The 24,288-nt window shown below is 41.0% G+C and carries 21 protein-coding genes; 6 read left to right on the top strand and 15 right to left on the bottom strand.

All coding sequences use genetic code 11. From position 1 onward, the window contains the following. Positions 1-13: 13 nt before the first annotated feature. From AAEY55_RS08520 to AAEY55_RS08490, 7 genes are all read right to left on the bottom strand, one after another. Positions 14-1,171 carry a GNAT family N-acetyltransferase/peptidase C39 family protein gene (locus AAEY55_RS08520; RefSeq protein WP_172459230.1) on the bottom strand — a complete coding sequence of 386 codons (1,158 nt, stop codon included), beginning with the start codon at positions 1,169-1,171 and terminating at the stop codon, positions 14-16. Then, positions 1,171-2,565 (bottom strand): RimK family protein, encoded by a 1,395-nt coding sequence (locus AAEY55_RS08515; protein ID WP_086996005.1) that lies wholly within the window; start codon positions 2,563-2,565, stop codon positions 1,171-1,173. Before AAEY55_RS08515 ends, AAEY55_RS08520 begins: the two co-directional genes overlap by 1 nt. Before the next feature lie 652 nt (positions 2,566-3,217). After that, positions 3,218-3,721 carry an REP-associated tyrosine transposase gene (locus AAEY55_RS08510; protein ID WP_089368219.1) on the bottom strand — a complete coding sequence of 168 codons (504 nt, stop codon included), beginning with the start codon at positions 3,719-3,721 and terminating at the stop codon, positions 3,218-3,220. A 175-nt stretch (positions 3,722-3,896) separates the two neighbouring features. Next, on the bottom strand, positions 3,897-4,373 hold the full coding sequence (locus AAEY55_RS08505) for a GreA/GreB family elongation factor (protein WP_041454691.1): 477 nt from the start codon (positions 4,371-4,373) through the stop codon (positions 3,897-3,899). A 108-nt stretch (positions 4,374-4,481) separates the two neighbouring features. Beyond that, positions 4,482-5,423, bottom strand: coding sequence for a protein translocase subunit SecF (gene secF, locus AAEY55_RS08500; protein ID WP_089368218.1), 942 nt, complete (start codon positions 5,421-5,423; stop codon positions 4,482-4,484). Then, on the bottom strand, positions 5,416-7,254 hold the full coding sequence (secD, locus tag AAEY55_RS08495) for a protein translocase subunit SecD (RefSeq protein WP_089368217.1): 1,839 nt from the start codon (positions 7,252-7,254) through the stop codon (positions 5,416-5,418). The genes secF and secD overlap by 8 nt, the downstream gene beginning before the upstream one ends. A 108-nt stretch (positions 7,255-7,362) precedes the next feature. Continuing rightward, a complete protein-coding gene (locus AAEY55_RS08490) occupies positions 7,363-7,929 on the bottom strand; it encodes a hypothetical protein (protein WP_089368216.1) in 567 nt (188 codons plus the stop codon). A gap of 137 nt (positions 7,930-8,066) precedes the next feature. Here AAEY55_RS08490 and AAEY55_RS08485 point away from each other — a divergent pair, with 137 nt between their 5' ends. From AAEY55_RS08485 to AAEY55_RS08470, 4 genes are all read left to right on the top strand, one after another. Further along, a complete protein-coding gene (locus AAEY55_RS08485; RefSeq protein WP_089368215.1) occupies positions 8,067-9,857 on the top strand; it encodes an ABC transporter ATP-binding protein/permease in 1,791 nt (596 codons plus the stop codon). A gap of 191 nt (positions 9,858-10,048) precedes the next feature. Next, positions 10,049-12,130: a M13 family metallopeptidase gene (locus AAEY55_RS08480; protein WP_086995990.1), complete on the top strand. Its 2,082-nt coding sequence runs from the start codon at positions 10,049-10,051 to the stop codon at positions 12,128-12,130. 210 nt (positions 12,131-12,340) lie between these two features. Then, positions 12,341-13,054 carry a YebC/PmpR family DNA-binding transcriptional regulator gene (locus AAEY55_RS08475; RefSeq protein WP_011328051.1) on the top strand — a complete coding sequence of 238 codons (714 nt, stop codon included), beginning with the start codon at positions 12,341-12,343 and terminating at the stop codon, positions 13,052-13,054. A gap of 74 nt (positions 13,055-13,128) precedes the next feature. Continuing rightward, a complete protein-coding gene (locus tag AAEY55_RS08470) occupies positions 13,129-14,415 on the top strand; it encodes a leucine-rich repeat-containing protein kinase family protein (protein WP_192531676.1) in 1,287 nt (428 codons plus the stop codon). A gap of 88 nt (positions 14,416-14,503) precedes the next feature. Here AAEY55_RS08470 and gap read toward each other — a convergent pair whose 3' ends face one another. The 5 genes from gap to glk all read right to left on the bottom strand — a co-directional run bounded on the left by gap (position 14,504) and on the right by glk (position 20,408). Further along, positions 14,504-15,508 carry a type I glyceraldehyde-3-phosphate dehydrogenase gene (gene gap, locus AAEY55_RS08465; RefSeq protein WP_192531677.1) on the bottom strand — a complete coding sequence of 335 codons (1,005 nt, stop codon included), beginning with the start codon at positions 15,506-15,508 and terminating at the stop codon, positions 14,504-14,506. Further along, on the bottom strand, positions 15,505-16,137 hold the full coding sequence (gene eda / locus AAEY55_RS08460) for a bifunctional 4-hydroxy-2-oxoglutarate aldolase/2-dehydro-3-deoxy-phosphogluconate aldolase (protein ID WP_011328048.1): 633 nt from the start codon (positions 16,135-16,137) through the stop codon (positions 15,505-15,507). Before eda ends, gap begins: the two co-directional genes overlap by 4 nt. 30 nt (positions 16,138-16,167) lie before the next feature. Then, positions 16,168-18,021 (bottom strand): phosphogluconate dehydratase, encoded by a 1,854-nt coding sequence (gene edd, locus AAEY55_RS08455; protein ID WP_192531678.1) that lies wholly within the window; start codon positions 18,019-18,021, stop codon positions 16,168-16,170. 348 nt (positions 18,022-18,369) lie between these two features. Continuing rightward, the gene (locus tag AAEY55_RS08450) at positions 18,370-19,383 is read right to left on the bottom strand and encodes a LacI family DNA-binding transcriptional regulator (protein WP_011328046.1); all 1,014 of its coding nucleotides are present in this window, start codon (positions 19,381-19,383) and stop codon (positions 18,370-18,372) included. Positions 19,384-19,409: 26 nt separating this feature from the next. After that, on the bottom strand, positions 19,410-20,408 hold the full coding sequence (gene glk, locus AAEY55_RS08445) for a glucokinase (RefSeq protein ID WP_089368210.1): 999 nt from the start codon (positions 20,406-20,408) through the stop codon (positions 19,410-19,412). Positions 20,409-20,879: 471 nt separating this feature from the next. Between glk and AAEY55_RS08440 the strand changes: the two genes are divergently transcribed. After that, complete coding sequence (locus AAEY55_RS08440) at positions 20,880-21,896, top strand: LacI family DNA-binding transcriptional regulator (RefSeq protein WP_179806613.1); 1,017 nt, start codon at positions 20,880-20,882, stop codon at positions 21,894-21,896. 293 nt (positions 21,897-22,189) lie between these two features. Further along, on the top strand, positions 22,190-22,807 hold the full coding sequence (locus AAEY55_RS08435) for a trimeric intracellular cation channel family protein (protein ID WP_089368209.1): 618 nt from the start codon (positions 22,190-22,192) through the stop codon (positions 22,805-22,807). A gap of 16 nt (positions 22,808-22,823) precedes the next feature. Here AAEY55_RS08435 and AAEY55_RS08430 read toward each other — a convergent pair whose 3' ends face one another. The 3 genes from AAEY55_RS08430 to AAEY55_RS08420 all read right to left on the bottom strand — a co-directional run. Beyond that, positions 22,824-23,120, bottom strand: a complete 297-nt coding sequence (locus tag AAEY55_RS08430) for a hypothetical protein (protein WP_193038524.1) — start codon at positions 23,118-23,120, stop codon at positions 22,824-22,826. Between the two features lie 483 nt (positions 23,121-23,603). Next, positions 23,604-23,921: a hypothetical protein gene (locus AAEY55_RS08425; protein ID WP_193038523.1), complete on the bottom strand. Its 318-nt coding sequence runs from the start codon at positions 23,919-23,921 to the stop codon at positions 23,604-23,606. Positions 23,922-24,057: 136 nt separating this feature from the next. Next, positions 24,058-24,288: hypothetical protein (locus AAEY55_RS08420; protein ID WP_350550833.1), on the bottom strand; the 231-nt coding region annotated here is incomplete at its 5' end.

Below are 24,288 nucleotides of genomic sequence, written 5' to 3'. Positions count from 1 at the left end.
GTTTAATTTTATTTTAACAATCTTTTGATTTAGCAATAGCCACAGCTGTTCTTAAGCGTTGGCTACCAAACGCCGACATTTTACTAAAGTCGCTGCGGGCAATAGGCACATATTGGCAATCTATAGCCAATTGACTATCACTTCCTGGCTCACAAAACGGATCATGAACATACACACAGTGCTCATCTAAATGCGTAACGCACACCCAATGCGGCGATTTTTTACCATCAAACCGATAAGTGCTTATTAATAGCAACACGCTAAAATTTTGCTTCAGCCAACGCTCAATGTCTTCAAGCTCAACATCTTTATTACTAAGCGGTATTTTGGCAGCGGTTATGCCATCTACAAACTGCTGATGTACCGTTGCTAATACTACTTTTTTATTTTCACTGCGCACGCCATCTAAAAACAACGGCTCTAGGGTATTAACAATTACCTCGCTGTTAAAACCACGTTTATGTGCCGCCAGTGCTAAACCAAACGGATGGCAGCCGCCATGCCCAGAGGTCATAAAAATAGTAGTGCCTTCTCGCCATAACGACAACTCATGCGATTGAGTCAGTTCAGTGCTAGCATCTAAGCTCCCCATAGCCATTAACAACGCCGCAGGACCACAGGTAAACTCAGTAGTTTGCTGATACCACGGAGTTAACCGTGCTAACTTAAGCTCACTGGTTTTACGAATGTTTTTTTGCATGCGTAGCGCATCGCTGTGATCGTCGTAATAATCGCTATATTGACCAAACACCCGATAACCTAAGCTTTTATACAAACCAATTGCGCTGTCGTTATTTACAGCCACTTCTAAACGCAGATAAATTCGCCCACGCTCTGCGGTGGCTTTTTCAAGTGCAATAAGTAGCATTTTTGCAATGCCTTTGCCTTGCATGGTAGGTAATACAGCAAGCGAATAAAGACGCGCTAGACGAGTGCCTTTATGGCACCAAATTAGCCCATAACCGCATAACGCATTATTTTGCTCGGCAACTAATAAAATACCGTGCTTAGCACTTAGCCAGCGCTTTAAACTGCGCGGGCTAAGCTTGTCGTTACTAAAGCAAGCATTTTCAAGTGCTGTAAGCGCGGTTAAATCACTGATAAGCGCTTGGCGAATAACCACTTGCTCAGTCTGTTCATTAACCACACTCTCAACCATGGCTTTTGCCATTAACCACGCCCCCTCGCTTCAAGGCGTTGTTTAAACTCATCCATAATGATCATATAAAGCTCATCGCCTAAATAGCCGTCTTCTACTTTATGATCAATACTTGGGTTATCGTTTACTTCAAGTACATAAGCACGCCCTTGATGTTCTTTTACATCAACGCCATATAAACCCTTACCCACTGTTTTACACGCTTTTAATGCTGCATCTAATACCGCTTTTGGTAATTCAAAAGTAGGCAATGTTTCAAAGCCACCCGAAAAAAACCGCTTTGCATCGTGGTTATAAATTTGCCAATGGTTACGCGCCATTAAGTAACGACACGCGTAAATTGCACGGCCATTTAGTACCCCTACTCGCCAATCGTATTCGGTGTACATGTATTCTTGTGCAAGCACTAAAGCACTAAATTCAAATAGCTCAGTTAACTTAGCTTCCAGCTCAGCACGGTTCGTTACTTTATATACCCCTTTTGAAAACGAGCCTTCTGGCATTTTCAATACTAACGGGTAGGTAAACGCCGCTTCTAACTGCTCAAGAGTCTCGCTTGACTGATCAGCCACAACCACTGTTTTTAAACTAGGTACTTTTTGATAGTTAAACGCATCGTGTAAATACACTTTATTACAACAACGTAAAATAGACTCCGCATCGTCAATAACCACTAAACCTAAGCTTTGTGCCTTGCTAGCAAGGCGATATGTTGGGTGGTCAATTGCTGTAGTTTGACGAATAAATAACGCATCAAACTGGGCTATATTGTCTATTTCGTCAAAGCTTAATGCTTGGGCATTAATACCATGTTTAGCCGCTGCTTTAATAAACTTTGCTATTGCGTCTTTATCGCTTGGTGGCACCTTTTCATTGTGATCAACAAGTATTGCCATGTCCCAGCGAAAACGACGTCGCTCCGCAGTAATACGCCATTGCGTTTGGGTAAAGTTATTCAACTTAGCTACAAAATCGCTGTACTGTTGCTCATCTAATGACGATAACGACCCTTGTTGTAATAAGCCTTGGTTATCAACAAATAAAATAGGCGCCGGGTATTGTTTAAATACCGATTTAGCCGCTTTTGTTTGCTCATCGTTAGTGGCATTACCAAAGTATAGAGCGCCATCTATTTGGCCAACATTGTGCATAGGTGCTTGGCCGCTACGTAACGCATTTATTGTTTTTACACTTGGTAATACTTGGTGCTTACGCGCTTCAGCGAGTAGCGAGCAATAGTAACCTTTGCTCAAGTATTGGCTTGAGTCACATAAGTTAATAATGCGAGTTTTAGGTTCATCACGTTTTGGATAGTCACGTAGGTAAGTATTAAACGTAATAACATTTTCGAATGATTGAGCAAGAGTTTGCTCGTTGTTATCAACCACAATTAAGGTTTTAAACACGACTTTTCCTAGTTAAGTCTAATTATAAAAGCATGCTTAATTTTTTATAATTAAGCATTAAAAATAGAAACACCCATCGTACTAAGTGGTGCATTGCGCGTGTCACTTAATAAGATGGGTGCTTTAGTTTAGGTAATCCTAAACCACATCTGCTTTATAAGGCCTTTTTGATAAACTAACAAACGAGATATTTTTAGCGTGAAGATGAAAATTATTGATGTAGGTCGAATAAGTGGCGAAGCCACGCCATCCGACACATAATTTATGGGAACGGTAAGTGTTTATAACCTTGGCTTGGCTCTTTCGGGTGATAATATATTATTGTGATGCGGCTTGATTGTCGGATGGCGCTTCGCTTATCCGACCTACGTTTAAATATTCCATATGTAAGAAATTACACAATAAAACATTGCTGTAGGTCGGATAAATGGCGAAGCCACGCCATCCGACACATAATTTATGGGAACGGTAAGTGTTTATAACCTTGCCTTGGCTCTTTCGGGTGATAAAATATTATTGTGATGCGGCTTGATTGTCGGATGGCGCTTCGCTTATCCGACCTACGTTTAAATATTCCATATGTATGAAATTACACAATAAAACATTGCTGTAGGTCGGATAGATGGCGAAGCCACGCCATCCGACACATAATTTATGGTTTTTCACCACACCAATTATTCGTGTAAACACCTTGCTTAACTGCTCTGTGAAAACTTGAATAAGGCCAATCAGCAACCCTACTAACTAAGCCATGTTTCATAGGGTTAAAATGCACGTAGTTAACATGATGCCAATAATCATTATCATCCCTAATTGTATGCTCCCAAAAGCGGCGTTGCCAAACTCCCCGCTCATTTTTACGTTTTCTTGTTTGAGTTAAAAATTCTGTTTTTGGGAGTGATTTTGAAAATCGCTTTTTAATTTCACGCCAACGCCCAGAGTAATCACTATCGTTATCTGGCAAAGTTAAAACTGCATGAAGGTGATCGGGTAGCACAACCCATGCGTCAATGTAAAATGGTCTTCGTAATTTAACAAAGCGAATAGCCTCGCGTAATAAATCAATATGTTCAACTAATAACGACTTATTACGATCGAGCAAATTAACAGTAAAAAAATATGACCCTCCTTTTACATAATTCCTACGATATTGCATTTTATTCTCACTATATTATTTAAAGCGCATCAAATAAATAAAGCGTAAATTTAGGATATATACAACATTGACGTAGGTCGGATAAATGGCGAAGCCATGCCATCCGACAATAAAATGAGGGGGAATAAATACGTTTTGTGGTGCTTAAAAATGGGCTTTGCTTACAACCAATATTTTATAAAATTTCTACAATGTCATAATCGTGCTTTACATCGGCAATGGTTAAACTAATGCCATCATCAATTTGTTTATTTAATAACAGCTTACCTAGTGGTGCGCCGGGGGTTACAACGGCAATCGTTAAGCCTTTAACCTCTACGGTTAACCCACCTGCGCTTGGGCCTAAATAAAACCATTTTTGCTGCTCATTTGTATCCTCTAGGCACACTAGCGAGCCAATGGCTATTTTACTACTGGCTGGCTGATTAAATATGGGCTTAAATAACTCCATGCTTTTATAGCAATCGTTTACGCGCTGCGCTTGGCCTTGGGCTAAATAGGCGGCCTCTAACCCTAGGGTATCGTATTTGTTTTCTGCTATGTTTTCTTCGTGCGTGGCGGTGTCGTGCGCTGTTTTAGCGGCCACTTTTGCGGTGGTAAGCTGCGCCTCTAGGGCAAACTTAAGGTGTTCAATAACGTGGGCTTTGTTCATGGGGTTTACACACATACAGTAAAATATTGCGAGCAGTTTAACATTGCTACGGGGGCTAAACACAATAGTTTGGCCCCTAAGCTTTGTTTATTTGTATGCTTTGAGCCTTTATGGCATATCCATGAGCGCTTGGCTTTGGCTATCTATTTTCACTTCGTAGTTTTTAGCACTTAACCCCATTAGCTCGGGCAAGGTGGCGGCAATACAAACAGATGAAAACGTACCCACAACAATGCCACTAAATAACGCAATAGCAAAGCCTTGCAGCGGTGTTCCAGCTAATAGCCACACACTTGCTACTGTGGCTAAAGTGGTACCTGAGGTAATTAAGGTACGCGTTAGGGTGCTTTTAATCGCACTATTTATAATGCTGGATACGCTCATACTGGCATTTAATTTAACTCTTAATAGCTCACGCACCCTGTCGCCAACAATTATAGAGTCATTAAGTGAGTAGCCTATAATTGCTAATAAACTGGCTAATACGGTTAAGTTAAATTCAAGCTGTAATAGCGAAAACAAACCCAGCACCAATATTAAGTCGTGTGTTAAAGCAACTACCGAGCCAAGGGCTAAACGCCATTCAAACCTTATCGCTAAATACAGCATTACTGCAACCATAGCTGCTAGAAGTGCCAAACAGCCTTGTTCAAATAGCTCATCGCCCACTTGCGAGCCAATATAGGCCGATGACAATACCGTGGCATTTATGTCGGTGCTTTGTGTTACCGCACTTTGCCAATCGTTGCTACTATTACTCGCAGATTGATTAATAGCTGGCGCTTCTCTTAATTGAAAGTGGTTATTCCCTTGCGCTGTTAGTTCAAACTCACCGTTGTGGTTTTTAGCTATAAAAGTTTTAAGCTGCTTTAGCTCAATACTTTGGCTAGTCGTAAATTCTGTTAAGTAACCACCGGTAAAATCTAGGCCAAAGTTAAGCCCTTTTTGCGCTAAGGTTACTACCGATAGCAATACTAATACTGTACTTAAAACCAAGCCCATAAAACGCATGCGTGTGCCGGTTTCGCCTTTTAAAAAATAATTAAGCATCTGTACTTACTCCGCTTTTTTTACCCAATTTTAAATACAAACTTTGGCTCAACACTTTCGATACATACACGCCTGTAAACATACTGGTTACTAAACCCAGCGCCAAAGTAATTGCAAAGCCTTTCACTGGCCCATAACCTATACCGTATAAAATAAGTGCAGTGATCATAGTGGTAATATTGGCATCAAAAATAGTGCTAAATGCTTGCTTATACCCTTGCTCAATAGCTTGATAAGGCGCGCGGCCTTTACGGCGCTCTTCTTTTATACGTTCGAATATAATGACGTTGGTATCTACTGCCATACCTATGGTTAGCACCAATCCGGCAATGCCGGGAAGCGTAAGCACTACCCCAGGCAATAACGACATTAAACCCACTAAAGAGGTTAAATTTAAAATAAGTGCTACGTTGGCAATTAACCCTAAACGTCTGTACCACATAGCCATAAATGCCAAAGTAATACCCATACCTAACATTAGGGCGGCTAAGCCGTTACTTATATTTTCGCTGCCTAAGCTTGGCCCTATGGTTTGTTCGTGCACTATAGTAACCGGCGCACTTAACGAGCCTGCACGTAACAATAGCGCTAAGTCGGCCGCGGCTTGTGGGCTTTGCATATTGGTTATGCTAAAACGCGAACTTAAGTGCTGAGCAATATTGGCTACATTAATAACCTCACTCTTTTTAACTACCTCTCCTTTAGCATTTTGCGAATACTCTGAGTAAACCGTCGCCATAGGTTTACCTATATTAGCTTTAGAAAATGCCGACATAGCATCGCCGCCTTGGCTATCAAGGCTTAACTGCACTAGCGGTTTGCTCCAATCGTCGCGCCCAGCATGAGCGTTATTAATATGCTCACCGGTAAAAATTGGCACAGGGTCGAGTTTTATAGTACCGCCCGTCTGTAAATTAAAGGTTTGCCCACCCACAGCTTTTAATTGATAAAACCCCAGGGATGCCGTTGCGCCAATAATGCGTTTCGCCTCGGTAGGATCTTGCACTCCAGGTAGTTCAATACGAATGCGCTGCTTACCTTGGCGTTGTGTTACCGCTTCGGTTATGCCCAGCTCTTCAATACGCGAACGTAGAGTTGTGAGGGTTTGGCTCATAACTTCTTTGTTAAACGCGCTTCGCCCTTGCTCTGAGTAACTAAATTGCGCCGTTTTAACTGTGCCATTATTATTTGTTACTACTGCTAAGTTAGCAAAGCGGCTTTGCAGCTCTTTAATAACAGGGGTTAATTTATCACCAGCATTAGGTAGAGCATTTATTACAAACCCAGTTTGAGTTTGCAGCGCTTTTACTCCATGTGCCTTTTGCTTAATTATGATTGATTTAGCTTGCTGATACGCACTCACTAATTGCTCATCAATTGCTTTGTCTAAATCTACATCGAGTACAAATAGCACCCCACCGTTTAAATCTAGACCTAACTTTATTGGCGAAAGTCCAAAGCTTTGTAGCCAGCTTGGACTGGTAGCGCGCTCAACAATTTTGGTCTGAGTATTTGCATATTGCGCTTTTATAGCCGCTTGTGCCTGGGCACTTTTTGTTGGCTCGTTAAGTAGCACATTTATTGTTGCTTGCGACTCATACGCTTGCGCCGCATTTAAGCCTTGCTCATTTAAAAATGTAACTAAGGTATTAGTGCTCGGGGGTGTTTGCATTTTGCTGTGTGGGGCTGCACTAATATACAACCATGACTGGTTTGGATATAAATTAGGTAACGCACTCATTGCCAGTAGCAGTAATACCACCAGCATAGCAAAGGTGCTTAATTTAAATTTAGCCATAAACGGCTTTTTATTATTTTTAAAACTCAACATTGTTATTCCTTACTATCAGCAACTAGCTGATAAGCGCTTAAAAAAGCACAATTAATCTGCAAGCTAAAACTTTAAAAGTTAAAACCTATTAATTATTAAATAAGGAAATTAAGCGTGATGGGTGTTGGTAGCGCTGTAAAGTAAGTTAGCTTCTTTCCAGCCACTAATACGAGACTTTTTACTATTAGAAACAACTGTATACCAAGGTAGTGCCGTGCTTATAGCTTTAGGTTGTAAATAAAACTGCCTTGCTAGCGTATGAATAAAAAATTCATAAATAACGTCGTATTCAGGCTCTGTTTGCGCACTAAATAAAAACAACGATGAATTACTGGCAGTTAGCCTAGGTTGCAGTGCATCAAACGCTGTTTTATTAGGCTTAGTTTGTTGTTTAGCATGCAATACTTTAACTAATATGGAGGGGTGACTTATATCTAATGAAACATTACCTAATGAAGTAGCACCTAATGAAGTAGCATCTAATGAAGTAGTATCTAATGAAGTAGTATCTAATGAAGTAGCATCTAGTGAGAAAGGAGCTGCTGAAAAAGCAGCAGATATTAAAGTAGAATTTGCAGTGTTTAAACCATGTTTAACTGGCGCGGCTTCGCTACATGCACTAAAAAGTGCAGTAATAAGCAAAAATGCAGTTAAAAACAAACGAAATTTAAACATCAATTTTCAAACTTTAATTAAGGATTACTAGTATATAAGGGCAGCTATTTAAAATACAATAGTCTAATTAAGTATTTAGCTTGATGAAAAATTAAATCCACAGCAATTTATACCCATTATAAAAACCGAGATCATTCATGCGCTCTAAACAAAGCTCAGTAAAACGCCCCGACGCAATGAACCTGCGCCAAAGTATAAAAACACTTTGGCCTTATATCACACAATTTAAAGGGCGAGTTTTTATTGCAGCTATGGCACTGGTAGGCGCTAAAGGTGCTACTTTACTTATGCCGTGGGCACTAAAAGAAATTATTGATAGCGTTGATAAATCTATTCACCCAGTGCTTTTTATTCCTACCCTACTGCTTATTATGTACGGTGCACTGCGCTTTGCCAGCGTATTTTTAGGTGAAATACGCGATGCGGTTTTTTCGCGAGTTACCGAACACGCCATGCGCGACATAGGCCTAAAGGTGTTTAAGCATTTGCATTCGCTTGAACTGGCTTTTCATTTAGATCGACAAACCGGTGGCATAAGTCGCGATATAGAGCGTGGCACCAGCGGTTTGAGCTTTTTAATGCGATTTTTAATGTTTAACATTGTGCCTACTCTATTTGAAATTCTTACCGTTGCATTAATTTTTGGCACTTTGTTTTCTATCTGGTTTGCGCTTATAACCCTACTTGCAGTTGCCATATATATTACCTTTACAGTAACCGTAACCCAGTGGCGCAATCGCTTTATTCGCGAAGCTAACACCGCCGACAACTTAAGTAATACCCGCGCTATCGACAGCTTACTAAACTACGAAACAGTAAAATACTTTAACAATGAAGAGTTTGAAGCCAGCACCTACGACACCTTTTTAGCGCGCTGGGAAAAAGCCCGATTAAAAAACCGCATGTCGTTATTGGCACTAAACTCTGGGCAAGCGTTAATTATAGCCAGCGCCATTACCGCACTTATGTGGTTAGGCTCAAGCGAAGTAGTAACCGGTACACTTAGCATTGGTGAACTCGTAATGATAAACGCGTATATGATCCAACTGTTTTTACCGCTTAACTTTTTAGGCTTTGTATATCGCGAAATAAGACGCGCCCTTACCGACCTTGAAAACATGCTTGGGCTGCTCAACAAAAAACCACACATTGCCGACACTCCTGCATCACAACTACTAACACTCACTAAAGGTGAGGTTAGCTTTAACAATGTAAGCTTTAGTTACGATGCTAACCGCCCTATTCTTAACAATGTTAGTTTTAGCGTAAAACCCGGCACTAAGGTAGCAATAGTCGGTGCAAGTGGCGCAGGAAAAAGCTCATTAGCTAGGCTCTTGTATCGTTTTTATGAAGTGTCATCAGGTAGTATCACTATAGATAAGCAACCTATAAACACCGTAACTTTGCACAGTTTACGCCAAGCTATAGCCATAGTGCCGCAAGATACCGTGCTATTTAATACTTCAATACGCGAAAACATTGCTTATGGCAGGCCAACAGCCAGCGAGGCCGAAATAGATCAAGCCATTGCTATGGCGCATTTAACAGCGTTTATAAACAGCCTTGATAAAGGCGATAAAACCTTAGTAGGCGAGCGCGGTTTAAAAGTGTCGGGCGGCGAAAAACAACGCATAGCCATTGCCCGCGCAATCTTAAAAAAATCGCCTATTTTAATTTTTGACGAAGCCACCTCAGCCCTCGACTCCCATGCCGAGCAAGCTATTTTAACGGCTATGCGCGCTGTCACACAAAACCATACCAGCATAGTGATTGCCCATCGCTTATCAACCATAATAGATGCCGATAATATTTTAGTATTGCATAAAGGCGAGCTTCTTGAGCAAGGCACACATTCTGAGTTACTAGCCCTTAACGGCCAATATGCGCAAATGTGGCAATTGCAGCAAGAACAAGCAAAAAACACATAAATACCATTAATATTGCTCGTATAAAGGCTTTATTTGCTATTTTATCGACCTCTAGGGTGATTCACCTCAAAAGGTTTGTTTAGCAGCCTCTTATAAATAACAATTACTAAAATAACCTGAACCTAGGTTAAGATAATATTTACAATAATAAAAAATATTAATTAAACAGAGTGAAAGCTCAGGGGAACACAATGAAAAAGAGTTTAATTGCAGCTGCATTAGCTGCCACATTTATTACCGGCTGTTCAGAGCCACAAACATCAAAAACGCAAGTACAACCAGCACCTACTGCACCAATAGCCGCAACAACAGAAAAAGCAGAGTTGGGTAGTTTTGGTGTTGATTTAGCTGCACGTAACGAAGCGGTTAAACCAGGCGACGATTTTTTTATGTACGCCAGTGGCACTTGGTATGACAATTACAGCATGCCTGCTGATAAAACCCGCTATGGTGCATTTTCGGCATTGGCCGAGCGCAGCGAAGACCGCGTTAAAGTAATTATTGAAGAAATTGCCGCGCGTAAAGACTTAAATGCCGATGAAAAACTAGTAGCCGACTTTTACAACGCCTACATGGACACCAAAGCACTTAATAAGCTAGGCATAACACCAATTAAGCCGCTTTTAACGCAAATAAGTGAAATATCATCAACCGACGACTTAGCCAAAATGTTTGGTCAGTCTTGGTTAACCGGTGTTAAAGCCCCGCTTGGTGGTGGCATGTGGTTTAACCGCTTAGATCCTAATAAATACGAAATGTCGTTAGGGGCTGGCGGTTTAGGCTTACCCGATCGTTCATACTATCTTGAAGACTCAGAACGTTTTGTTAATACGCGTAGCGCCTATGTTGCTCATATTGCCGACATGCTTAAATTTGCCGATGCAGATAACGCCAATGAGCGCGCACAGGCAATTTTAGAGCTAGAAACCAAAATTGCACAAGGCCATTGGCCACGCGAAAAGCGCCGTAACCGCGACCTTACATTAAATCAAATTAAACGCGACGAGCTAAGCACTGCCTACCCTGACTTTAACTGGGATGCATATTTTGCTCAAACAGGCTACAAAGTACCGCAGTTAAATGTATCGCAACCCGAGCCAATAAAAGCCATGATTGAATTAATCAATCAAGAAGACTTAGCGGTATGGAAAGATTATTTAACCTACCACGCAATAAGTGGTAACGCTAACTTGCTCTCTGAAGATATTTTTAATACTAATTTTGCATTTTTTGGTAAAGAGTTAAATGGTCAGCAAGAGCCGCGTCCGCGTTGGAAACGTGCTATAGATGAAATGTCGAGCACCAATTCACTTGGTTTTGCTATTGGTAAAATATACGTAGCACGTTATTTTCCTGAGTCGTCAAAACAACAAATGTCTGAACTGGTCGAAAACTTGCGTACCGCATTAGGTGAGCGTATTGATAACCTAGAGTGGATGGGCGCAGAAACCAAAGTAAATGCGCGCGCTAAACTAGCTGCATTTGTACCAAAAATTGGTTACCCAGATGTATGGCAGTCGTACGAAGGTTTAACTATTAGTAATAACGACTTAATCGGCAACGTAAAAAACATGCGTGAGTTTTTTCAAGCCGAAAGCGTTGCAAAAGAGCTGCAAAAAACAGATCGTAACCGTTGGGGTATGACACCACAGCGCGTTAACGCTTACTACAACAGTTCATTTAACGAAATTGTATTTCCAGCGGCAATTTTACAACCACCATTTTTCGATCCAAATGCCGACGCAGCTGTAAACTACGGCGGCATTGGCGCAGTAATTGGCCACGAAATGGGCCATGGTTTTGACGACCAAGGTTCTAAATCAGACGAAAATGGGATCCAACGTAACTGGTGGACTGATGCCGATCGCGCCGCATTTGACGCAAAAGCCGACCAGTTAGCAGCGCAGTACAATAAGTATGAGCCAATTGAAGGTAACTTTGTTAACGGGCGTAATAGCCTAGGTGAAAATATTGGTGATGTGGGTGGTTTAGCCATGGCTTATCATGCCTACAAACTGAGCTTAAACGGTAAAGAAGCACCGGTTATTGACGGTGTTACTGGCGATCAGCGTTTCTTTCTTGCTTGGGCACAAGTATGGAAAGAAAAACGCACCGAGCAAAGCATGTTAAATCAGCTACGCGGTGGCACGCATGCGCCGGGTCGCTTTAGAGCACAAGCCCCGCGTAACCACGACGCATGGTACAAAGCATTTGATGTAAAACCAGGCGATGAGCTGTATCTTCCTGAGGATCAACGCGTACGCATTTGGTAATAGAGCGCTAAATTGCAATTAAATATAACCCGCCATTGCGGGTTATATTTTTTCTGCCCAGTTATTTTTATAGCCCTTAGTATAAAACTCAACCCATCCTGTTTTTATCTGCATTAATCTATTTAATAGTTACTAGCCCTCCCCCACATTTACCTTTAAACTATGCCCCTGAAAATTATTTTAATACTTATATTTAAAGGCGAAACGCAGATGGGAAGAGCTTACCAAAACAAAAAAGATTCAATGGCTAAAACTGCGGGTGCTAAAACTAAAGTTTATTCTAAGTACGGTAAAGAAATTTATATTTGTGCTAAAAATGGCGGTACCGATCCAGACGGTAACTTATCGCTACGTCGTTTAATTGAGCGCGCTAAAAAAGACCAAGTACCGGCGCATGTTATTGACCGCGCAATAGACAAAGCAAAAGGCGGCGGCGGTGAAGACTACGTAGCCACACGTTACGAAGGTTACGGCCCGGGTAACTGTATGATTATTGTTGATTGTTTAACCGACAACAATAAACGTACCTTTGCTGATGTACGTGTTTGCTTTACTAAAGCTAACGCTAAAATTGGTGCACAAAACTCGGTTTCGCATTTATTTGATCACCTTGCAATTTTTGTATTTGACGGTGATGACGACGAAACAGTACTTGAAGCACTAATGATGGCTGATGTAGATGTAACCGACGTAGAAGTTGAAAACGGCAAGGTAACTGTATTTGCACCACATACTGAGTACAACAATACTCGCACAGCACTTGAAGAAATGGGCGTTACTGAATTTGACGAAGATTTAATTTCGTTTGTACCACAAATAGCAGCGCCTATTGAAGGCGAAGATGTTGAGGTTATGGAGCGCTTTTTAGCTATGCTAGAAGATTGCGACGACGTACAAAACGTTTACCACAACGCAGAGTTTTAAGCGTTAATAATAAAACGTGATCAAAGGCCAACTTAGTTTGGCCTTTTTGTTTTTGTAAAATGGATTAGTTAATTTTGAATACCCTTGAACAACTACGCAGCGGTGCTTTAAGCGGTGCTCGCCACTTACAATTGGTGGAAAACCTCACTGATTTCCCAAAAGAAATTTTTACCCTTGCCGACACCCTAGAAGTACTCGACCTATCTAATAATAACCTGAGTGATTTACCCGCAGAGTTTGCCAGTTTAACCCGCCTTAAACGGGTGTTTTTATCGTTTAATCAGTTTAAGCATATTCCTGCTGTTTTAGCACAATGCCCAGCACTTGTTATGATCGCATTTAAAGGCAATCAAATTAGTGAGTTTGCCCAGCATAGCCTGCCGCTTACAACACAGTGGTTAATATTAACCGACAACCGTATTGAGCAATTACCCGCATCATTCGGCGAGCTTAAACAGCTGCGCAAACTTGCTTTAGCGGGTAACCGGTTACGCACTTTGCCAAGCAGTATGCAGCAGTGTACAAACTTAGAATTAGTGCGCTTATCTGCCAATAACTTAACGCACCTAGATAACTGGTTATTTGAGTTACCAAAGCTTACTTGGCTGGCCTTTGCTGGTAACACCTTTAATAAAGCCCAGTGCCTAACAAAAAGTAGTTTAGAGAATAAGCCACTGAGTGATTACACATTACAGCAGGTTATTGGCCAAGGTGCCTCTGGGGTTATTCACCTTGCAAAAGCAGCAAATAAAGCGGTAGCTATTAAGCTGTTTAAAGGCGCAATTACCAGCGATGGTTATCCGCTTGATGAAGTTAATTGCTGCTTGCAGGCAAATGAACATGCCAATTTAATTAAGGTACTTGCCTATATAGAGCAAGGCAGCCAACTTGGTTTAGTAATGGAGCTAATAGATAATAGCTTTAGCAATTTAGGATTACCGCCAAGTTTACAAACGTGTACTCGCGACACCTTCGCAGATGGCTGTAATTATAGTAGCCAAGCTATTTATAAAGTTGTGCAACAAATGGCCAGTACCCTACAACATTTGCATGCAAATAAAGTAAGCCATGGCGATGTATATGCGCATAACACTATGGTAAACCAAGACGCAGATGTGTTATTTGGCGATTTTGGTGCAGCAACTAATTTAGCTATGTTGAGTGAGTATCAGCGCCAGCAAATGCAATTAATTGAAGTACGCGCGCTAGGTTGTTTAATTGATGATTTACTAAGTGTTTGCAGCGACAATAATGCAATAGCAGTTAAGCTTGCGCAACTAGCTAAGCAATGCATGACAACTGATATTTTACAGCGCCCCACACTTTCGCAGTTAAGCACACAGCTAACTACACAGTTATAAAGTAAAGCGTAGTAAATTTATAAATGGCACAAAAAAACCACGCAATGCGTGGTTTTTAACGTTATTTATATAACCTTAAACTCTAAAATTATAAAAACTTACCTAACGCTTTAACTTGATCTAACATGCGGTTTGAAAAACCCCATTCGTTATCGTACCAAGCCATAACTTTAACCAATTTACCATTCGCTCTGGTTTGTGTTGAATCAAACACACAAGACGCTGGGTTATGGTTAAAATCAATAGAAACAAGCGGCAGCTCATTATATTGTAAAATGTCTTTCATTGAGCCCGTTGACGCTTCTTTCATAATTGCATTAATTTCTTCAATGCTGGTATCGCGCTTCGCAATAAACGTAAAATCAACCAAAGATACGTTAATTGTAGGCACACGTACCGACATACCATCTAACTTGCCTGCAAGTTCAGGTAGCACTAAACCAACAGCTGCAGCTGCGCCAGTTTTAGTTGGGATCATCGACTGCGTTGCACTGCGTGCACGGTATAGATCAGGATGATATACATCTGATAAGTTTTGATCGTTGGTATATGCATGAATAGTGGTCATGCTGCCTTGATCAATGCCTACCGTGTCGTTAATTGCTTTAGCAATCGGTGCTAAACAGTTAGTAGTACACGAAGCGTTTGAAATAATTTGGCTTTGTGCATTAAGTACTTCGCTGTTAACGCCATGCACTACGGTTGCATCCATATCTTTGCCCGGTGCCGAAACAATTACTTTTTTAGCGCCAGCAGTAATATGCTTAGCGGCTGCTTCGCGCGTAGTAAACAAACCGGTACACTCTAAAACAATATCAACATTTAACGCTTTCCACGGTAAATTTGCTGGGTCGCGCTCTTGCGTTAAAGTAATAACATCGTCGCCAATTAGCATAGTGTTATCGGCTAGCGTTACTTTATGAGCAAATTGTCCGTGTACTGAGTCAAATTGCGTAAGATGAGCATTAACATTAGCTGGGGCTAAATCGTTAATTGCAACAATTTTAATCTCATTATTTTGTGCCGACTCGTAAAGTGCACGCAATACATTGCGACCTATACGGCCATAGCCATTAATTGCTACGTTAATCATTTTTGACTCCTATTTACTTCACAAGCTTGTCGAGCAAGCGCTTCAATAGCTTGCCAGTCTTTATTTTCAATTAGTTGTTTATCTAACATCCAGGTACCACCCACACAAATAACATTATTTAGTGCTAAGTAGTTAGGTGCAGTAGCGAGCGTTATGCCGCCCGTTGGGCAAAAAGTAATATCGGGTAATGGCCCACCGATTGATTTAAGCATGGCGGTTCCGCCTGCGGCTTCTGCCGGAAAAAACTTTAAATACTTAAAACCGTGCGACGCTAGTTTCATAACTTCGCTTGGCGTAGCAGCGCCTGGTAAAAACGGGATATCGCTCGTTTTTATCAGTTCAAGTAGCTCGTCACTAACCCCTGGGCTTACCATAAAGTCAGCGCCTGCAGCTACCGAAGCATCAAAGCTGGCTTTATCAACTACCGTGCCTGTGCCAACATAGGCCTCAGGTACGGCTGCTTTCATTAATTTTACTGCTTCTGCCGCAATGGGCGTGCGCAAAGTGATTTCCAGCGCTTTTAAGCCACCGTTATATAAGGCTCTAGCAAGTGGTGCTGCATCTTCTAATTTTTCGATTACCACTACTGGCACAACTGGCGCCGATGCTAATATTTTTTCAATACTCATTACGTGTTCCTCATTACCCACAATGGCTGATTATTCTTCAATTCCGAAAGCACTCGCACCTAAATCGGCGCTGCTTACGATATTTCTAAATCCGGTAAATAACTCTCGGCCTGTGCCAAAGGTTAAGCTTGGTAGGCTTAATTGCAGTTCACGTTTAGCAAGCTCTTCATCGCTAACATGTACTTTTAATATGCCGTTTGGTGCATCTAAAGTAACTAAATCACCTTCATGAATTTTAGCAATTATGCCGCCTTCAACTGCTTCTGGCGCTAAGTGAATCGCCGCAGGTACTTTACCCGACGCGCCCGACATACGACCGTCAGTTACAATAGCTACTTTAAAGCCTTGATCTTGTAGCGTTGCCATTACAGGTGTTAATTTATGTAGCTCTGGCATACCTTTAGCTTTAGGGCCTTGCTCTTTTAGCACTGCAATAAAGTCTTGGTTTAATTCGCCGCGGCTATAAGCATCTTGTAACTCACCTTGCGAGCTAAATACTTTAGCTGGGGCGGTAACTACTTGATGTTCAATTGCTACTGCCGATACTTTAATAACCGCTTTGCCTAAGTTACCCGTAAGCAGTTGTAAACCACCTTGCTTACTAAACGGATTACTCACTGGGCGAAGTACATCTTCATCGTGTGAGTTATCAGGGCAAGCTACCCATTTAATTTTGCTTGGGCCGGTTGCATCACTCATTATTAAGCTGTTGTCTTGATCAAGACGCGGCTCGGTCATATAGGGTGCTAAACCATCGCCTAGCATAGTTTTAACGTCGGTATGTAAGTAGCCTGCGCTGGCAAGTTCACGCATTAAAAAGCCCATACCACCGGCTGCTTGAAAATGATTTACATCAGCAGAGCCATTAGGGTAAATGCGCGTTAATAGTGGAACCTCAGCTGATAAATCAGACATATCTTTCCACGTTATTTGAATACCTGCCGCTTTGGCAATAGCCACAAGGTGAATGGCGTGGTTAGTAGAGCCACCGGTAGATAGCAAACCAACTAAACCATTTACTATAGTTTTTTCGCTGATCACATCTGCTAAACACGGGCTGTCTTTATCGTCGGTTAATTGCTTAAGCATGGTTTCTACCGCATTACCGGTTAAACCATCGCGAAGCTCTGTGTATGGGTTAATAAACGAGCTACCAGGAAGGTGTAAGCCCATTATTTCCATTAACATTTGATTTGAGTTAGCAGTACCGTAAAAAGTACAGGTACCAGCACTGTGGTAAGACGCGCTTTCGGCTTCTAGCAAGTCTTCGCGGCTTACTAAGCCTTGCGCAAACTTTTGACGAATACGGGCTTTTTCCTTATTTGGAATACCTGACTGCATTGGTCCTGCCGGTAAAAAGAACACCGGTAAATGGCCAAACGACAGTGCACCAATTAATAACCCTGGGACTATTTTGTCGCATACGCCTAAACAAAAAACGCCATCAAACACATCATGCGATAACGATATTGCCGTAGACATAGCAATTACATCGCGTGAAAAAAGTGACAATTCCATGCCGTCACGCCCTTGCGTAACGCCATCACACATTGCTGGTACGCCGCCTGCCACTTGAGCTGTAGCGTCGTATTTAGTAGCAATGCTTTTAATTAAATCTGGGTAATCTTTATAAGGCACATGTGCCGAAAGCATATCGTTATATGAGTTGATAATTGCAAGGTTTGGTTGCTCATCGGCTTTTAAACGCGCTTTGTCATCGGTGCTACACGCAGCCATAACGTGGGCAATATTACCGCAGCCTAATCCAGCACGAACTCTTGTTTGTTTTTTTGCGTGCGAAATGCGATCTAAATAAGCTTGGCGGGTTGCTTTACTGCGCGTAATGATACGTTCGGTGACTTCTTGAATTCGTGGATGCAACATAATTAAACTCAGCTCTATTCGTTAGAGGATAAAGGCTCAGTGGCAATTAAAGACTCCACGTAATTAATTGCACTGAGCATCTTTGGCTTACCCGTTCAAAGGTACCTTATCAGAGGGCCTCTCACAACCACCCTGACACCGGTGTCACTGTATTAACGCACGACCATGACACCGGTGTCAACCCTGTCTAATAAAAATAGTGACTTTTTTTAACATAGCCAACTATTTTTTATAAATAGACATTTAATAATGTTGTATAGCATCGTTGTATTTAACGACAGCCAACAAAAAGCCCGAATATGCTTTGTGCACATTCGGGCTACTGTAAATATTCGTTTTAAGTTGAGTTTATTTAACCTGCGCTGTCGACTCGCGAGTAATTAAACGCGCCTCTAGGGTCACCTGATACGCAACCTCTTGTGGCTGAATAATATGAGCAATAAGCTGAGTAACCGCCTGTTTGGTCATTTCTTCAACTGGCTGCGCTATGGTAGTTAACCCAGGCCAAATATGGCGTGCTATAGGGGCGTTATCAAAGCCAGCAATTGAAATATCATCGGGCACACGTAAACTGCGTTGAGTTGCTAATTTAAGTACGGCGGCTGCCATGTAATCGTTTGAAGCAAATACTGCGGTTGGCCGTGGCGATAAATCTAAAATACTACGGGCACTGTCTACCCCTGAATGATAACTAAAGTTACCCTCTTCTACTAAACGCTCTTCAAATTCAATGCCATGGCTTGCTAACGCCCGTCGGTAACCTTTAAAACGCTGTTCAGTGGCACTGTGATCGGGATGACCTTTAATAAAAGCAATTGATTTATGACCCAGTGTAATTAAATGCTCGGTTATTTCAAATGCCCCTTGCTCGTCATTGCTGCGCACCGAAATCGAATCATCTTCAAGTACTGCAGAGGCAACGCGTGCATAAGGTATTTTTTTCGATTTTAAAAAATCAACTAGTTCAGCAAAGTCCGAAAAAGGCGGCGTTAATACAATGCCATCTAAGCGTGATGACTGCAGTAACTGATCAATATTATTGATTAGTGCTTCACCGCGCAGCTCACAAGGATGAATTAATAAATTGTAATTGTTTTCTTGGCAGGCAGCCAATGCGCCTGTTTGCACGCGGGTAATATAACTTTTACTTGGATTATCGTAAATACAACCAATAATAAAACTGCGATTTTGAGCAAGACCACGGGCAATAGGATTAGGCGTATAATCAAGCTCTTTAAATACTTTAAGTACCTTTTCGCGGGTAGCTGCACTTACATTTGGCTCGTTATTTAACACCCGAGAGACTGTTTTTTTAGAAACCCCCGCATAACTCGCTACACTATTTATGGTGACTTTTTTCATCTATTTACTTCCAAATACCAGCAGCATTATTCCTGCTTACTATTATGCAAACACGCCGCAGCGCCAATCAAAGGTATATTATCTTGGGTTACTAGCGTAACAGGAACTTGCCCGTTATATTGCGACATAATACCTTTTTGTGAAAAACGTTCAACAAAACGACTCTCTAACAAGCGCGATTGCATGCGTGGCAATATACCACCGCCAATAAATAAACCGCCCAACGCACCATAAGCTAATGCTAAATCGCCTGCGGCACTGCCAAGCCAGTCACAAAACTGGTTTAGAGTTGCATCGCAAACCTCACACTCGCCTGTATTGGCTAAATTACTAATTTGCGCGGCATCTAAATGCTTAGCAGTAATACCTTTAACCGCCGCCATCGCTTTATATAAATGGGCAATACCCGGGCCTGAAAAAACAGTTTCTAAAGACACATGCGGATGTTCTTTGCGTAATTCTATAAGTAACTTTGCATCTAAATCGGTAACGGCAGCCAGCGAAATATGCCCGCCTTCAGAGCTAAGCACCGCACTAGACTGCGCTGTTCTAACTAGGCAAGCTGCACCAAATCCTGTGCCTGGGCCCATAACTGCAATGTTTGAGTTTTCATCGGCTTGCCCTGCTTTAATAACCACATTTTGGTTACTATCTAAATAAGGGGCAGCGTAGGCAAATGCAGCAAAGTCGTTAATAATTTCAAGCTGCAAAAAAGAAAAAGCCTGTTTAAACTCACTAACGCTAAAATGCCAACCTAAATTAGTAAGGTGAACCTGCCCTGCTTTTATAGGGCCTGCCACTGCCAAACACGCGCGCACAGGTTTAATATGAGGCACAGTTGATAAATAATGGCGTGTTGCATTTTGTAACGAGCCAAAGTCGGCACTAGGAAAGGTATGATTATATTCTATAACAAATTCGTTTTTTGCTGCATCAAAGGCAGTAATTAGTGCAAACCGCGCATTGGTACCACCAATATCGGCAACTAAAATAGGATCAAATTGGGCAGAAGAGTGTAAGCTCATAGTGTTATCTCTTTTGTATAATACTAATCTTATTAAAAAAATGAACATTTTAACTAATTAAATAACTTACTCACTGCGTTAAAACAATTCATATAAAACAACTCTATATGATTACTTTCGCCTTGTGATTAAACCATTTTTTGGCGCTATTTTTTTTGCGTTTTAATAGTCCACTCTTTAATGCGATTAGTATAAGCGATTCATGCTTATTATTTTACAACGGGTAACCCATTGTTCTTTTTATTACTTTAGGCTATCACCCCAAAGCAGCTATCACAGTAAAAAAATGCTGCCTATAAAAATATAGGCAGCCAATACGTTTTGACAACAAAATGATAAAACGCCCTCATTATGACACCGGTGTCATGGGTAGATCAACTAAAAAAGTGCTTAATTGATAAATTAGCTTGAAATAAATCATTAATAAACGAGAATGGCTGCATTATTCTCTTTGTTATTTAAGTAGTGCTCATGAAAGGTAAAGCAACGTCATTTGATATAGCCCATTATGCTGGAGTGTCGCAATCAACTGTATCTCGTGCTTTACGTAACAGCCCCTTGGTAAACGAAGAAACCCGTAAGCGCGTTTTCGATATAGCTAAAAAACTCAACTATAAAGTAGACAAAAACGCCAGCAATTTACGCACCCAACAAAGTAGCACCTTAGCGCTATTATTGTTTGAAGATCCAACCTCTGATGAATCACAAATTAACCCGTTTTTTTTAGCCATGCTAGGCAGTATTACCCGCGCTTGTGCTAAAGAAGGTTACGATTTACTGGTGTCGTTTCAATCGGCCAGTGCCGATTGGCAAGCCGACTACGAAGATAGCCACCGCGCCGATGGTATTATTTTACTCGGTTATGGTGATTACTTAGATTATCAACCTAAATTTAACACCCTGCTTGAGCAAAACACCAAGTTTGTTTGTTGGGGTGCAACGGTCGACAATCGCCCCGATCTGACTGTGTGCTGCGACAATTATGGTGGCGGAAAACTAGCTGCAGCGCATTTAATTGCGCGCAACAGAACCGACTGCGCGTTTATAGGCGACGCATCGGATCATAGCCCTGAGTTTTTTGCCCGTTTTCAAGGTTTTAAAGATGAACTAAGCGCTAATAACGTAACCTTAAACGAACGTAAAACAGCAAATGCAATATCGACTGAAGAGTCGGGGTATCATGCCACTCGCTCACTAATAGCCAATAACATAAAATTTAATGCACTCTTTGCAGCCAGCGATTTAATAGCCATTGGTGCAATACGCGCACTCAAAGAAGCCGGTATTAGCGTACCAAAAGATGTTGCCGTAATAGGTTTCGATAACATCGCCATTGCCAGCTATACCAACCCACCTTTAACCACGGTAGAACAAAACACCACAGTAGCCGGACAAATGTTGGTAGAAAATCTATTAAAACTAATTCGAGGCGAAGCAGTACAAAGCACCCTACTCCCTCCAATATTAATTGCCCGAGGCTCAAGTTAACAGCCTGCATTACCTTGCTTTTAAATACTACCCAACAATATAAAGTGGCTCTAGGGCAATAACGGCTTAAAATTCAAAGTAACTTATTTTATTATTTGCGGCCTATTGTCCTTCATCTTTTACATCTACCCCAAAGGTTCACCCCAATTTAACAGCCTATTTACGCATGAGTTTCGTATTAGTTTTTCTTATCTGAAGTAAGCGTTTTTAGCGTGATTTCTCACTCGTTATTTTGCTATTTTATCTATACAATCACGCCTTTATTATAAGTGTAAATTTCAAGTGACTATCTCATGCTATTAAGTATTGTTTTTATTATTGGTATTACAGCAGAAGCCATGACCGGAGCGCTAAGCGCTGGCCGAATGAAAATGGACTGGTTTGGCGTTAGCTTGGTAGCCAGTGCCACCGCCATAGGTGGTGGTAGCGTTCGAGATATTTTACTAGGTAACTACCCGCTTACGTGGGTACAAAATCCAGAGTATTTATTAATTACCTGTATGGCCGGTATTATCACCACTTGGTTGGCTAAATGGGTAGTTAAGTTTAAAGGCATATTTATGCGCTTAGATGCCCTTGGCCTAGCTGCTTTTAGTATTATTGGCTGCCAAGTCGGGCTAAATATGGGTTTACACTATGGTATTTGCGTAGTTGCAGCCATAGTTACTGGCGTATTTGGTGGTTTGTTACGTGATTTAATATGTCGTCAAGCGCCATTGGTATTACACCACGAGCTGTATGCCAGTGTTTCACTTATTGTGGCGTGTTTATACCTAGCACTGCATCACTATAATATTGATGACAATATAAGTATTATTGTTAGCTTAGTTACAGGATACTTAATACGTATGGCATCGGTACGCTTTAAATGGCGCTTACCTGTGTTTAGTTTATTAGAACCCGCTAAGTAACTAATATTGCATGTTATTATGTGAAAGCTAACTTAATAATGGCACCACTATAAAGTAAGGTGATTAGCAGCCCAATTGCTAAAGTAACTTTAGCTTTCATTGTTTGCTTTGGCTTTTGCGTAAATACAAAAACAGTTCTATACAGCGTACTAGGCACTATAAGCAACATGCTAAGTAACGTAGGAAATACCCCCATAATAAAACCAAAACCGAATCCTGAATTTTCTACTTGAGAATATAAAGCTACAAACCCAAACCAGGCGATAGCTATTAAAAAGAAAACAGCTCCGAGTGAAATATAAAAAAGTGCCATTATTAAAAATCCCTTTTCACATAACGAGCCTGTAGATAAACTCGTTTTTTATTTGTTTTTATTAATAAACAAACCATAGCCGAGTTCCTATTTTGGTTCAATTTATTACGTTATTTTATGCAGAATCTAAAGTGAGAGCTAGGTATTGTTTTAATTGGTTGTTTTAATTGGTGTTTTAATTGGATTTTTTAAAGTACCCCCTCATTTTCATGAGGCTAGCTGTTGAGAGAACTGGCTTTTTATTAGTTATCCGTTTTGGGCTAAAGCGTATTATGAGCAACAAAAAGCCAAGGGCAAGCCACATAAAAGCATTATTAAATCGCTGGCATTTAAATGGATAAGGATTGTATTTAGGTGTTGTAAAAAGAATACACCCTACGATGAATCGACGTATTTAGCAGCATTAAAACGCAGAGGCTCACCACTAGTAAAATTTGCAATTAATAGCTAAATTTTACTAGTCGTCCACCTCAGGGCGTGTTGTTAGGTATACTTTAACTGCACTATTTTTTTAAGGCGCCTTTTAATCAATCTTTGTTCACAATAAAGTCCAATAAAACCGCCAACACCAAAAGAAACAATAACTAGCAACCAATATAAAGGACTGGTAAATGATTGAATACCAGAGATATAAAGATATAGGTTAAACGGGAGAATAAAGAGCAAACCTCCTAAGACTTTAATAAACTCTCTAAGAAGTTCAGTATCAGATTTCGCTTCATCAACATATGAGATAATAATTTCATTTGGGGTATCTTTCAGTTTAGGAAATACCTTTTGTAACCAATTTAAATAATTCAATTATGCACCCTTGTTTGCTTGTATACCTAACGCCCTGCTCACCGGCGAGTAAGTTGGTGCTGTTTTTGCTGTCTTTTGTTTTTAGCAAAAACCGCGACAACTGTATCGAGTCCGAGTGCAGCAGCTTGTTAGGCAATTATTCATATGACTTATCGATAACATTGTTTTCCATTCCTGGATCGATGTCCTCGTAATACCATCCATCTTCATCACTACGGGCTAAAGATGCAACAGAGTCCCATAGTTCATCAATGATTTCATTCTGATTATTTAATTGTTCGATATCAGCGTATTCGTCATATTCGTCATATTCGTCATAAGAAGGTGAAGTTAATTCGTTTTCAATCGGTATCGGCGGAGCGTCATA

Source organism: Pseudoalteromonas sp. 120-MNA-CIBAN-0494 (genome assembly GCF_040308885.1).
Lineage (GTDB): Bacteria > Pseudomonadota > Gammaproteobacteria > Enterobacterales > Alteromonadaceae > Pseudoalteromonas > Pseudoalteromonas nigrifaciens.
Note: the sequence above shows the minus strand (reverse complement) of the source record. Positions and strands in the feature narration are given on the sequence as shown.